The organism is Rhizobium sp. BT03 (assembly GCF_030053155.1).
GTDB lineage: Bacteria > Pseudomonadota > Alphaproteobacteria > Rhizobiales > Rhizobiaceae > Rhizobium.
Genome location: NZ_CP125644.1, coordinates 199,525 through 211,465 on the forward strand (window position 1 = coordinate 199,525; position 11,941 = coordinate 211,465).

Here is an 11,941-nt window from a genome sequence, read left to right on the forward strand (position 1 = left end):
AATCGGTCTTAGGCAAGGGGTTAAAGCTTCGCTACTGTCTCAATCAACCACAAGGGAACGACAATGCCATTCTCCGACTACAAGACCGCACTGGTGACCGGCGCCTCCTCCGGAATCGGCGCAGCCGTGGTTGAGCGGCTTCGCCGGGAGAACATCGAAGTCCATGCCGTCGCCCGCAGCGCAGAGGCACTGCAGCAGTTGGCAGAACGTACGGGCTGCATCGCCCATGCCATTGATGTGACCGACCGCCCGGCGATCGCCGAGCTCGCCGGCCGGGTGGAATTCGACATTCTCGTCAACAATGCCGGCGTCGACCGGCCGAAGAAGTTCCTGGACGCCGACGAGGGCGATATCGATCTCATCGTCGACGTCAATCTCAGGGCAGTCCTGCATATCTGCCGCCTGGTGGTGCCGGGCATGGTGGCGCGCGACCGCGGCCATGTCATCAACATCTCGTCGATCGCCGGCGCCTATAATTTCGGCGGCAACTCCTCCTATCACGCCACCAAGGCCGGCGTGAGCATGCTGTCGAACCAGCTGCGCATCGACGCGTTCGGCAAGCGGGTGCGGGTGACGGAAATCTGCCCCGGCCGCGTCGCCACGGATATTTTCCATCACGTTCACGGCGATGACCCCAGCATCCGGGAACGGTTCATCGACGGTTTCGAACTGCCTGAAGCAGCCGATATCGCCGACGCCATCGCCTTTGCCATATCGGCTCCCGTCGCCGTCAACATCGGACATATGGAGATCACGCCGACACTGCAGGTCATGGGCGGCCTGCAGACAGCAAGGCCGCAGCCGAAGACGGATCCATCCGGGGAGCCAGGCTCGTGAGCGGCTTCGACCTTTCGGCAATCCTGGGGAATCCCGAATATGCCGCCATGCTGCTGCATGGCATCCAGATGACCTTCATCATCTATGCCGGGTCCTGGACGCTGGCGATGGCGCTCGCACTTCTGCTGCTGGCCGTGCGCCTGTCGCCCTTCCGCTTCGGCGATCCGTTGGTCGCCGCTTACGTATCCTACCACCGTAACGTCCCCACCCTGGTTCAGCTGATGCTGTGGTATTTCGGGATTTTCACCCTGATGCCGAACGGGGTGGCGACCTGGCTCGCCAGCCATAATGCCGAGGCGATCTTCGCGGTGATCGGGCTCGGGCTCTGCCAGGCGGCCTATTTCAGCGAAGATCTTCGTTCGGGCGTGCGCTCGGTCGGTCCCGGCCAGATGGAGGCAGCCCGGGCTCTCGGCCACGGTTACGTCTCGGCGATGCGGTTCGTCATCATGCCGCAGGGCGTGCGCAACGCGCTGCCGCCGCTCATCAATCACAGCGTCTCGCTGTTCAAGAACAGCAGTCTCGCCGTCGTCATCGGCGCGTCGGAACTGACCCATGCCGTCAAGGAAATCGAAAACCTCAGCTTCCGCACCTTCGAGATCTACCTGATCGGCACGGTTCTCTACCTCTTCTTCTCGCTCGTGATCATGAGCATCGGCGCCTATCTGTCGATGCGCGCCGATCCTGCCAGGAGTGCGCGCGCATGATCCAGGACATGATCGCCATCGTCCGCGACTACTGGCTGCTGCTCCTGATCGGCCAATACCCGAATGGACCGCTCGGCGGGCTCGCCAATACGCTGATCCTCTCGGCGCTCAGCATCATTCTCGCTTTTCCCGCCAGCATCCTGTTCGCAATGGCGCGGCTCTCCAAATCCAGGCTGCTGCGCTGGCCGGTGACGGCACTTGTCTATTTCACCAGGGGCGTGCCGCTGTTGATGCTGATCCTGTGGAGCTATTTCCTGGTTCCGCTCCTGACCGGCGCCGATGTGCCGAGCTTCGTCACCATGCTGACGACCCTCGTGATCTATCAGAGCGCGTTCCTGAGCGAGGTCGTCCGCGCCGGCATCGTCGCGCTCGGGCCGGGCCAGATGGATGCGGCGCGGGCGCTTGGCCACGGCTATATGGGCGCGATGCGCTTCATCATCCTGCCGCAGGCGCTCTACAACATGATCCCGAGCATTCTCTCCACCTTCGTCTCAACGATCAAGGATACGACGCTCGGCTATGTGATCAACGTGCCCGACCTGACCTTTGCGGCAAGCCAGGTCAACAACCAACTGCTGACGCAGCCCTTCCAGGTCTTCCTCATCCTGGCGATCGTCTACTTCATCATCTGCTGGACGCTGACCTACTTCGCCAATCGCCTCGAGCGGCGCATCACGCGGCGGCGTGCGGGACTTCTCAATGCCCCCGCCGCCGTGGTCACGCCGTCGAAAATCGTATCGGAGCAGCTATGACCATGTCCGTTTCAACGCAGGAATCGCAGACGATCCGGCTTTCGCAGGTCTGCAAGAGCTATGGCGACTATCCGGTTCTGAAGAACATCGACGCTGAGGTGGCGCGCGGCGAAGTCGTGGTCATCTGCGGACCTTCCGGTTCGGGAAAATCCACACTGATCCGCACGATCAATCGCCTCGAGGAGATCAACAGCGGATCGATCACGCTCGACGGGCAAAATATTCACGCCGCCATGCGGGCAAAGGCACTCAACGCGATGCGCAGCCGGATCGGCTTCGTATTCCAGAACTTCAACCTGTTTCCGCATCTCTCGGTGGCCGAAAACGTCTCGATGTCGCCGATCCGGGTGAAGGGCGTAGCGGCCGATGTCGCGCATGAAAAGGCCCTCAAGCTCCTCGACCGGGTCGGCCTTGCCGACAAGGCCCGCGCCTATCCCGGCCAGTTGTCGGGCGGCCAGCAGCAGCGAGTGGCGATCGCCCGCGCGCTTGCCATGGAACCGCCGGTGATGCTGTTCGACGAACCGACGAGCGCGCTCGATCCCGAAATGGTCGGTGAAGTGCTCGCGGTCATGAAGAGCCTGGCCTCCGAAGGCATGACCATGCTCTGCGTCACCCACGAAATGGGTTTCGCGCGCGATGTCGCCGACCGGATCTGGTTCATCGATGCCGGCCAGATCATCGAAACGGCGACCCCAGACGAATTCTTCAGCAATCCGCGCCATCCCCGGGCTCAGCGTTTCCTCGCTGATCTGAGGCACTGATACCAACGATCAAAAACAAAGGAGAACAGCAATGAACTGGAAATACCTAAGCCTCACCGTCGCATTTGCCGGCCTGGCAGCCGCCTTGCCCGCGAAAGCCGATCAGCTCGACACCATCATGTCGGCCAAGACCCTGCGCTGCGCGACGTTCGCCGACGTTCCCCCCTTCGCTTCGCCGGATCCGAAGACCCGCGAAATGGCCGGCTTCGACGTCGATCTCTGCGGCGCCATCGCCAAGGAATTGGGCGTCAAGGCCGAGATCAAGCCGGTTTCGGTCGAAGCCCGCGTGCCGGAGGTCAAGCTCGGCCGCGTCGACATCACCGTCGCCAACCTTGCCTATACGCTGAGCCGCGCCGAGCAGATCCAGTTCAGCGATCCCTATTATCTCGCCAAGGAGATGCTGATCGTGCCGGCCGACGATGCCGGCAAGTCAAAGGCCGATTACGCCGGCCAGCGCATCGCCTCGACCAAGGGCTCGACCTCGGAAATGTCGATCAAGCTGAACAAATCCGACCCGCTGACCTTTCAGGATACCGCCTCGGCCTACCTCGCCGTCCAGCAGGGCAAGGCGCGCGGCATGGTCGCCAACACCATGACGACGACCAAGTTCGTCAATGAATCGAAGAGCAAGGGCAAGGAAATGCGGATGATCGAGGAGCCGATGCTCTATCAGCCGATCGGCATCGGCATGGCCAAGGATCAACCGGCGCTGACCGCCAAGATCAACGAGATCCTGCACAAGCTCGACGCCTCAGGCGAGATCAACAAGATCTGGGACAAGTGGCTCGGCCCGAACACCGAGTACAAGATGACCCGCACCGACAAAGTCGTGCCGCTCGCGCAGCTGAAATTCGACCCGATCCCGTAGACCGACCGGTCTCGGAACCTCCCGAAGACATTCAACCGAGATAAGACGGCGGGATTTGCCCGCCGTCTACCAACGATGTGAGGCACCCATGATTCATATAAAAGACATCGCTGAACGGCCCAGCAAAGCTGACATCGAGGCCGTTTCGAAATTTTCGCCGGCGACGATCCACGAGGCCCAGGGACGCCGCGGCGCGCTTTCCTCGCGCCTCAAGCCCGTCGACTACCGCATGAAACTGTGCGGTCCGGCCTTTACGGTCAAATGCGCGCCGCGCGACAACATCATGCTGCAGCTCGCCATCAACTACGCGAAGCCCGGCGATATCATCGTTGTCTCGGCGGGCGAGTACGAGGAAGCCGGATCCTTCGGCGATGTGCTCGCCAATGCCTGCCTTGCCAAAGGCATCGGCGGTCTCGTCACTGACACCGGCGTGCGCGACACGCTGCAGCTCAGAGAACTCGGTTTCCCCGTCTTCTCGCTCAGCGTCTGCATCAAGGGCACGGTGAAGGAAACCATTGCCGCGGTGAACGACCCGATCATCGTCGGCGGCGAAACAATCAATCCCGGCGACATCATTGTCGGCGACGCCGACGGACTGGTGGTGGTCCGCAGGCAGGAAGCGCAGGAAGCCGCCCGGCTTTCGCAGGCTCGCGAAGATGCCGAAGCCGCCTATATCGCCGCCTACAAGGCGGGCAAATCGGTCATCGAGGTCAGCAATCTGGCGCCGGTGCTGAAAGCCAAGGGCCTTGTCGTCGACATCTGAGACGATAGAGATCGCCTTATTCTCAATTCTCAGCCCGCGCCGGCGTTCCGGTCGCGGGCTCAGATATTCTCAGGCGTCACGATTTCGAAGGTAATGGTCCGCTGAATCGTGCCGCCCGACGCACCCTGCGTGATCGTTTCGATCATCGTCTCGACCAGCGCCGCAGACGTCTGTTCCAGCGGATGACAGAGAGCCGCGGTAATCATCCCCTCTGACAGGCCTTTTCGCGTCTCCGGGCCGATATCCCGGCAGACGAGGCGGATGCTTCGGCGCCGCTCCTGCGGCACTTCTCTCAGCGCCCGCAAGACCCCGGAGATGCCGCCGCCGACAATCAGGATGCCGGTGAGGTCATCCGTCGTCGCCAACAGTTCCTTGACCATCCGGTAGGCCTCGTTCGGCTCTTCATGCGTGGGGCGACTGTCCTCGATGGTCAGATGCGGCGCATGTTCGCGCACATAGGAGCGGAAGCTTGCATCGGAGACGTCCTGACATTGGTAACGGTGGTTGCCGATGAAGACGGCGATCCGCCCCGGTCCGTGGGTCATGTTCGAGATCAGCCATGCCGCCGTCCGCCCCATTTTCCAATTGTCGGCCCCGACATAAGCGGCCCGTTCGCGGGCGGATTGGTCGGTAATATAGGCGATAACAGGCTTGCCCTTCTCGTGCAGCTCGCGGATGGCCTGGGCGATCACCGGGTGATCGGCAGCGACCACGGCGACGGCGTCACAATTTGCGCCGAGAGCCTTGAGCCGGCCGGCAATATTCTCCGGCGTCAGGAGATCGACGAAATCGACCACCGGGTCGATGACCTCATCGCGCCTGGCGCGGCATGCCTCGACGATTTTCTTGCCGAAGAGCTGATAGAGCTCGCGGCTGGATTGCTGCAGCAGAAAGCCAAGTCGGTATTTCGGCGCCGACTTGCGCAGCCGGTCCTCGATCGCGCCGGCGCCGTAAAAGCCGATCCGCTCCGCGGCGGCCTGGACCCGCTGCACGGTCGTGCCTTTGACGGAGGCGGTGCCGGCCAGAATCCGATTGACGGTGGCAATGGAGACATCGGCCTCCTTGGCAAGGTCGGAGATGGTCGGCCGCCGCATGAATGTTCCCTCCGCCGTCAGAACGTTCGTATCATTATGATTGATACTCTGTGATACTTTATGCATGTTTAGTATGATTTCACATTTCGAGAATTTCAAGCGGTGATATGTTTCTCTTCACGGCCACGCCAGGGAGGCGGGCCATGGGAGGAATTGAGATGACTAAATTTCGCCGCTTCGCGGCAACCGTGTCGGCTGTCGCGATCATGACTTGCGCCGCAACAGCCGTTATGGCCGCCAACATCTTCGTCGTGGGCGGCAAGCCGGACGATCCGTTCTGGTCGATCGTCAAGCGTGGCGCCGAGGATGCCGGCAAGGTCGCAGAAGCCCAGGGCGGCAAGGTCGTCTGGCTCGGGCCGCAGAACTACGACAATCTCGGCGTCGACGCGGCCGAGCTGATCCGCCAGGCCATCGACCAGGGCGCCGATGCGATCGTCGGTCCGGACTGGGTGCCGGAAGCCATGGATCCTGCCTTCAAAGCCGTCGTCGACAAGAAAATTCCGCTGGTCATCTACAATGCCGGCGGCATCGAAGCCGCCGATCGCCTCGGTGCGATGAACTATGTCGGCTCCAACGACTATCTCTCCGGCAAGGCCGCGGGCAGCTACTTCGCCAAGCATGATCTGAAGAATGCCGTCTGCCTCAACACGCTGCCGGGTGCGGCAAACATCGAAGCTTTCTGCAAAGGCATGACCGATGGTGTGACCGAAGGCGGCGGCACCGGTTCGTCGCTGCCGCTGCCGGCAACCTCATTCGGTTCGGCGACCGCCGTGGCGCAGGCCCTCAAGGCGCATCTGCTGCAGCATCCGGAGATCAAAGCGGTCTTCGCGATCGGCAACGTCGACACGAACTCCGCGGTCAACGGCGTAACGCAGGCCGGCAAGCAGGGCCAGGTCAAGGTCTGCGGCATGAATATGGATGAAACCGTCCTGAACAACATCAAGAGCGGCAGCCAGCTTTGCGCGATCGACCAGCAGGGTTACCTGCAGGGCTACCTGGCGGTCTCGATCCTGAACAGCAATGTCAATTACGGCCTCACCGTGCCGACCCGGGAAATCCTGACCGGCCCCGGCGTCATCGACGCCTCGAACGTCGATGCCACTATGGCAGGCGTGAAAGCCGGCGCCCGGTAAGGGATCGGCCCAACGTCGTGAAGCTGCCTGTCCCTCACGCAGGCAGCTTCCATTCTTTCAAAAGCGCCGACCGTTACCGGTCACGCGGCTTTATTGGTGGTGTCAAATGAACGCGAGAAACGATGTCCTCGCCCCGTCGGCTGCTTCGGGCGGCCATGCCAAAGCGACCATCGGTCAGCTTTCGCGGCGGCCCGAAGCGGGCTCGCTGCTGGGCTTGATTGCGGTGTTCGTCTTCTTCGCCCTGCTGGGCGGCAAGGTGTTCCTGTCCGCTGCGGGCTATGCGAGCTGGCTGAATGTCGCGGCCGAGATCGGCATCGTCGCGCTGCCGATCGGGCTCCTGATGATCGCAGGCGAAATGGACCTCTCGATCGGCGCGGTCATCCCGGCATCATCGCTGACGGTGGCGATCATATCAGGTCATTACGGCCTTCCCGAAATCGTCGGGATATCCGCCGGCCTCGGTGTCGGGCTCCTCGTCGGATTTTTCAACGGTTATCTCGTCAACCGCACCCGCGTCCCGTCCCTGATCGTCACCATCGGTTCGATGTTCGCCGTCATGGGGCTGACGCTGGGCTTCACCGTGCTGATCGCCGGCAGCACCGGCGTATCGCTGGTGCCAAATCCGGCCGTCAAAGCAATCCTCGGCGACTTCATCGGCGGCATGTTCCAGGTGACGATCTTCTGGTGGGTGCTGTTTGCGGCGGCGTTCTTCTGCCTGCTGCACATTTCGCCGGTGGGCAACTGGATTTTCGCTCTCGGCGGCGACAAGGTCTCGGCCCGCAACGCCGGCATTCCGACGGAAAAGCTCACCATCGCGCTCTACATGCTGTCGGGCTTTTCCGCCGCCTTCGTCGGCGTCAGCCAGGTGCTCGTCTACCAAAGCGCGCAGGTGCTCGGCGGGCAATCCTTCATCTTCAATTCGATCATGTGCGTGGTCATCGGCGGCGTGCTGCTGACGGGGGGCGCCGGATCGGTGGTGGGCATCGTCCTTGGCACGCTCACCTTCGCGATCGTCAATCAGGGCATTTATTTCACCGGCATAGACCCGAACCTCGGCAGCGTCATCATCGGCGCGCTCCTGCTGCTTGCCGTGATGATGAATGACAAGTTCCGGCTGATGGCGATGTCTTATGCCGCGAAAAAGAAGAAGTGAGGGCGGAGAGATGAACGGCTTTTCCATAGGACACTTTGTACGCCGCCCGGAATTCGGCGCCGTGTTGAGCTTCGTCGCGGTGATCGCCTTCTACGTCGCTTTCGGCGGCGTCAGCCTCGGCGCGCTCTTCGGCGCGGCAAGCTGGGTCAATTTCGCCGCCAATCTCGGTATCGTCGCCCTGCCTGTCGGCCTTCTGATGATAGCAGGTGAGCTCGATATCTCGATCGGCGCGATGATCCCGGCAGGCTCGATGACGATCGCGATCCTGTCCGGCTATTACGAACTGCCGATCGTCATCGGTATGCTTGGCGTGCTCGCCATCGGCATTGTCGTGGGGCTGATCAATGGTTTGCTGGCGGTGCGCACCAGCGTGCCCTCGCTGATCATCACACTCGGCACGCTGGTTGCCGTGCAGGGGCTCGTGCTTGCCGGATCCGTCATCCTGACCGGGGCCGCTTCGGTTCCGCTCAATGCGCCGGGCTGGGCCAAGACGGTGTTCGGCGACCTCATCCAGGGCAAATTCCAGGTGATCATCCTGTGGTGGCTGGCGCTGACGATGGTCTTCGGTTTCGTGCTGCACGCCACGCGTTACGGCAACTGGATCGTCGCCATGGGCGGCGACGAGGTCAGCGCGCGCAATGCCGGCATTCCGACCGACCGGCTGAAGATCGTCCTCTTCATTCTCTCGGCCACCGCCGCCTCTTTCGTCGGAATGTGCGGCGCCATCCTGTTCAATTCCGCGCAGGTCTCGGGCGGCATGAACTACATCTTCAATACGATCGTCTCGATCGTGGTGGGCGGCGTGCTGCTGACGGGCGGCTTCGGCTCGGTCGCCGGGATCTTTCTCGGCGCGCTGACCTTCGCCGTCGTCAGCCAGGGCATCTACTTCACCGACATCGACCGCAACTGGTCCAACCTGATTATCGGCGTGATGCTGATGGCCGCCGTTCTGATGAACAACACGTTCCGGCAGATGGCCTTGAGCTTCGTGCCGAAGAAAAAGAAGTGAGCGTCGATATGTCCGACAATATTCCAATCCTTGAACTCCAGAATGTCGACAAGAGCTTCGGCCCGATCGACGTGCTGCACGACATCTCGCTCAAGGTCCGTGCGGGCGAGGTGCTCTGCCTGCTCGGCGACAACGGCGCCGGCAAGTCGACGCTGATCAAGACGCTGGCCGGGGTTCACAAGCCGACGCGCGGCACCATCCTGATGGATGGCAATCCGGTCGAATTCAGCGGGCCGCGCGATGCGCAGGAAAAGGGCATCTCGGCGGTGCATCAGTTCGGCGGCACATTCCCGCTGATGTCGATCGGCCGCTCCTTCTTCGTCGGCGTCGAACCGACCAAGGGCTGGGGTCCGTTCAAGGTCTACGACCGCAGGAGGGCGAATGAGATTGCCGTCAAGGCCGTCCAGGATTTCGGCATCACCCGGATCGACGATGGCGACCGTCTCGTCGGCGGGCTTTCGGGCGGCGAACGCCAGTCGCTCGCCATTGCCCGGGCCGTGCATTTCGGCGCGCGCGTGCTGATCCTCGACGAACCGACGGCCGCTCTCGGCGTCAAGCAGGCCGCACACGTGCTGCGGATCGTCAACGAGGCGAAGCGGCGGGGCCTGGCGGTGGTCTTCATCACCCACCAGGTCATGCATGCGATGGCGGTGGGCGACCACTTCGCCGTTCTCATCCGCGGGGCGATCGCCGCCGATTTCCGCCGAGGCGAGAAGACCCGCGAGGAGATTACCGACCTGATGGCCGGCGGGGAAACCATGGCGGGCCTCGAAGCTCAAATCGATACTTACATGGCAAGCCATGAGGGACACCCGCCGCCAGCCGAGTAACCGCTGACGGCGCCACAACGGCACAGCGCAAAGCACACAATATCCGGCAGCGGCAGAAAGACCGCCGCCGGAGAAGGAAAATCATGTCTGGAATCCGGAGGTCAAAATGAAAATCGCAATCGACCCCTTCATGCATCGGCATCTCTCGCTGGAGGACTTGCCGGGGAAGGTCAAGGAACTCGGCTACGACTGGATCGAACTCTCGCCGCGCGGAGATTTCCTCGAATGGTTCAAGGCGCCGCGCGTCTTTCCCGAGCGGATCAAATCATTGAAGCGCGCGCTGAAGGCGGCGGATGTCGGCATCGCCTCGCTGCTGCCGATGTACCGCTGGGCTTCCAACGACGAGACCGAACGCCAGGCCGCCGTCAAGCACTGGAAGCGCGCCATCGAGATTGCGGTCGAGCTGGAAGTCGACACGATGAATTCCGAGTTCGGCCGCGGCCCGCATCCCGACAAGGGGTCCTGCTATTGTTGCCACACCGGCTCGATGATCGAGGCCTGCGAAGATGCCTGGTGGCGCTCGATGGAGGAGCTGGTGCCGATCTTCGAGCGCGAAGGCATCCAGCTCAATGTCGAACCGCATCCGGAAGACTGGTGCGAGACGCTGCAGCCGGCGCTCGACATTATCCGCACGGTCAATTCGAAGAGCGTCAAGTTCCTCTATTGCGCGCCGCACACCTTCTATTTCGGCGATGATACCAAAGCGATGCTGCGCGAGGCGAAGGATGTGCTGGCGCATGTCCATGTCGGCGACACCTTCAACCACAAAGCCTCATCCGGCCTTCGCTATATCCTCAATCCGCCCGGCACCAATGCCCGGGTGCACCAGCACCTCAATATCGGCCAGGGCGAGGTTCCCTGGGACGAGTTCTTCGGCACGCTCGCCGAGATCGGCTTCGACGGCATCATGACCGCCTGCGTCTTCGCCTGGGAGGACAAGGCGGACCAGAGCGGCACCTTCATGCGCTCCGAAATGCAGCGTTACATCGATAAGCACTGGGGGGCGAAATGACCCTTCAGGTTGGCGTCATCGGCACCGGTATGATCGGTCAGGATCATATCCGCCGCCTGACGAACGTCGTTTCCGGAGTCGAAATCGTCGGTGTGACCGATATCGACCAGGCCCGCGCCGCCGCTGCCGCCCCCGCGGGAGCGGAGGTGTTCGCCACCCCTTCGGCGCTGATCTCCTCGGAAAAGGTGCAGGCCGTGATCATCTGCTCCTGGGGGCCGGCCCATGAGGAGCAGCTGCTCGCTTGCATTGCCGCCGGCAAGCCGGTGTTCTGCGAAAAGCCGCTGGTGACCTCCGAGGCGGCCGCGCTCCGCGTGATGGAGGCGGAAGCGGCCTTCGGCCGGCGGCTCGTCCAGGTGGGTTTCATGCGCCGTTTCGATGCCGATTATCGCCGCCTGAAGGCGGTCATCGACGGCGGGAGACTCGGCGCACCGCTAATGTTTCATTCCGTGCATCGCAATGCTTCGGTTCCCGCAGGGCTCTACACCTCCGAGATGCCGCTGAACGACACGCTGGTGCATGACGCCGATATTTCCCGCTGGCTCCTGTCCGACGAAGTCACCGGGGTGGAGGTGCGTGTGCCGCGCCGCTCCTCGCGCGGCGGCGCGTTGCGCGATCCGGTGTTCGTGCTTCTGCACATGGCCTCGGGCGCGCTGGTTGACGTCGAGATTTCGGTGAACATCGCCTATGGCTACGACATCCGCGGCGAGATCAGCTGCGAGGCGGGTGTCGCCGCCCTTCCGAACCGCCCGTCAACCGTGATCTCGGATTCGAGCGGCATTCGTCAAGCGATCCCCGAGGATTGGCGCGAACGCTTCATCGAAGCTTACGACCAGGAATTCCGGGAGTGGATCGTCGCCGCCTCCAAGGGCACGGCCGGCGGTCCTTCCACCTGGGATGGTTATGCGGCCACGCTGGTGGCCGATGCCGCTCTCAGAGCCGTGACCAGCGGCGGCCTCGAACCCGTCAACATGATACCGAAACCCAAGCTTTACGCAGCGCCGACCGCCATGGCGGCGGAATGACGA

13 protein-coding genes are annotated in these 11,941 nt (G+C 62.3%); 12 read left to right on the top strand and 1 reads right to left on the bottom strand.

The window, feature by feature from the left end:
• Positions 1-63: 63 nt before the first annotated feature.
• From QMO80_RS30495 to QMO80_RS30520, 6 genes are all read left to right on the top strand, one after another.
• The gene (locus QMO80_RS30495; RefSeq protein ID WP_283201290.1) at positions 64-837 is read left to right on the top strand and encodes an SDR family oxidoreductase; all 774 of its coding nucleotides are present in this window, start codon (positions 64-66) and stop codon (positions 835-837) included.
• The gene (locus tag QMO80_RS30500; RefSeq protein ID WP_283201291.1) at positions 834-1,541 is read left to right on the top strand and encodes an amino acid ABC transporter permease; all 708 of its coding nucleotides are present in this window, start codon (positions 834-836) and stop codon (positions 1,539-1,541) included. The genes QMO80_RS30495 and QMO80_RS30500 overlap by 4 nt, the downstream gene beginning before the upstream one ends.
• On the top strand, positions 1,538-2,293 hold the full coding sequence (locus QMO80_RS30505) for an amino acid ABC transporter permease (protein ID WP_283201292.1): 756 nt from the start codon (positions 1,538-1,540) through the stop codon (positions 2,291-2,293). Before QMO80_RS30500 ends, QMO80_RS30505 begins: the two co-directional genes overlap by 4 nt.
• On the top strand, positions 2,290-3,054 hold the full coding sequence (locus QMO80_RS30510) for an amino acid ABC transporter ATP-binding protein (protein ID WP_283201293.1): 765 nt from the start codon (positions 2,290-2,292) through the stop codon (positions 3,052-3,054). Before QMO80_RS30505 ends, QMO80_RS30510 begins: the two co-directional genes overlap by 4 nt.
• Positions 3,055-3,085: 31 nt before the next feature.
• On the top strand, positions 3,086-3,922 hold the full coding sequence (locus QMO80_RS30515; RefSeq protein ID WP_283201294.1) for an ABC transporter substrate-binding protein: 837 nt from the start codon (positions 3,086-3,088) through the stop codon (positions 3,920-3,922).
• Positions 3,923-4,010: 88 nt separating this feature from the next.
• On the top strand, positions 4,011-4,685 hold the full coding sequence (locus tag QMO80_RS30520; RefSeq protein WP_283201295.1) for a 4-carboxy-4-hydroxy-2-oxoadipate aldolase/oxaloacetate decarboxylase: 675 nt from the start codon (positions 4,011-4,013) through the stop codon (positions 4,683-4,685).
• A gap of 59 nt (positions 4,686-4,744) precedes the next feature.
• On the opposite strand, the gene QMO80_RS30525 is transcribed toward QMO80_RS30520, so the two are convergent.
• On the bottom strand, positions 4,745-5,779 hold the full coding sequence (locus QMO80_RS30525) for a LacI family DNA-binding transcriptional regulator (protein ID WP_071092373.1): 1,035 nt from the start codon (positions 5,777-5,779) through the stop codon (positions 4,745-4,747).
• 158 nt (positions 5,780-5,937) lie between these two features.
• Here QMO80_RS30525 and QMO80_RS30530 point away from each other — a divergent pair, with 158 nt between their 5' ends.
• From QMO80_RS30530 to QMO80_RS30555, 6 genes are all read left to right on the top strand, one after another.
• Positions 5,938-6,912 (top strand): sugar ABC transporter substrate-binding protein, encoded by a 975-nt coding sequence (locus QMO80_RS30530; RefSeq protein WP_283201296.1) that lies wholly within the window; start codon positions 5,938-5,940, stop codon positions 6,910-6,912.
• Between the two features lie 106 nt (positions 6,913-7,018).
• On the top strand, positions 7,019-8,065 hold the full coding sequence (locus QMO80_RS30535) for an ABC transporter permease (RefSeq protein WP_283201297.1): 1,047 nt from the start codon (positions 7,019-7,021) through the stop codon (positions 8,063-8,065).
• Positions 8,066-8,075: 10 nt separating this feature from the next.
• Entirely contained in the window at positions 8,076-9,074 is a 999-nt protein-coding gene (locus QMO80_RS30540; RefSeq protein WP_283201298.1) for an ABC transporter permease, read from the top strand.
• Positions 9,075-9,082: 8 nt separating this feature from the next.
• The gene (locus QMO80_RS30545) at positions 9,083-9,904 is read left to right on the top strand and encodes an ATP-binding cassette domain-containing protein (RefSeq protein WP_283201541.1); all 822 of its coding nucleotides are present in this window, start codon (positions 9,083-9,085) and stop codon (positions 9,902-9,904) included.
• A gap of 106 nt (positions 9,905-10,010) precedes the next feature.
• Positions 10,011-10,916, top strand: a complete 906-nt coding sequence (locus QMO80_RS30550) for a sugar phosphate isomerase/epimerase family protein (protein ID WP_283201299.1) — start codon at positions 10,011-10,013, stop codon at positions 10,914-10,916.
• Entirely contained in the window at positions 10,913-11,938 is a 1,026-nt protein-coding gene (locus QMO80_RS30555; protein ID WP_283201300.1) for a Gfo/Idh/MocA family oxidoreductase, read from the top strand. Before QMO80_RS30550 ends, QMO80_RS30555 begins: the two co-directional genes overlap by 4 nt.
• The last annotated feature ends 3 nt before the right edge of the window (positions 11,939-11,941 follow it).

Excerpts from the sequence above, each read along its gene's own strand:
- QMO80_RS30520 (WP_283201295.1), top strand. The coding sequence starts at position 4,011 with ATGATTCATATAAAAGACATCGCTGAACGGCCCAGCAAAGCTGACATC.
- QMO80_RS30545 (WP_283201541.1), top strand. The coding sequence starts at position 9,083 with ATGTCCGACAATATTCCAATCCTTGAACTCCAGAATGTCGACAAGAGC.
- QMO80_RS30550 (WP_283201299.1), top strand. The coding sequence starts at position 10,011 with ATGAAAATCGCAATCGACCCCTTCATGCATCGGCATCTCTCGCTGGAG.
- QMO80_RS30535 (WP_283201297.1), top strand. The coding sequence starts at position 7,019 with ATGAACGCGAGAAACGATGTCCTCGCCCCGTCGGCTGCTTCGGGCGGC.
- QMO80_RS30555 (WP_283201300.1), top strand. The coding sequence starts at position 10,913 with ATGACCCTTCAGGTTGGCGTCATCGGCACCGGTATGATCGGTCAGGAT.
- QMO80_RS30530 (WP_283201296.1), top strand. The coding sequence starts at position 5,938 with ATGACTAAATTTCGCCGCTTCGCGGCAACCGTGTCGGCTGTCGCGATC.
- QMO80_RS30495 (WP_283201290.1), top strand. The coding sequence starts at position 64 with ATGCCATTCTCCGACTACAAGACCGCACTGGTGACCGGCGCCTCCTCC.
- QMO80_RS30510 (WP_283201293.1), top strand. The coding sequence starts at position 2,290 with ATGACCATGTCCGTTTCAACGCAGGAATCGCAGACGATCCGGCTTTCG.
- QMO80_RS30525 (WP_071092373.1), bottom strand. The coding sequence starts at position 5,779 with ATGCGGCGGCCGACCATCTCCGACCTTGCCAAGGAGGCCGATGTCTCC.
- QMO80_RS30515 (WP_283201294.1), top strand. The coding sequence starts at position 3,086 with ATGAACTGGAAATACCTAAGCCTCACCGTCGCATTTGCCGGCCTGGCA.
- QMO80_RS30505 (WP_283201292.1), top strand. The coding sequence starts at position 1,538 with ATGATCCAGGACATGATCGCCATCGTCCGCGACTACTGGCTGCTGCTC.
- QMO80_RS30540 (WP_283201298.1), top strand. The coding sequence starts at position 8,076 with ATGAACGGCTTTTCCATAGGACACTTTGTACGCCGCCCGGAATTCGGC.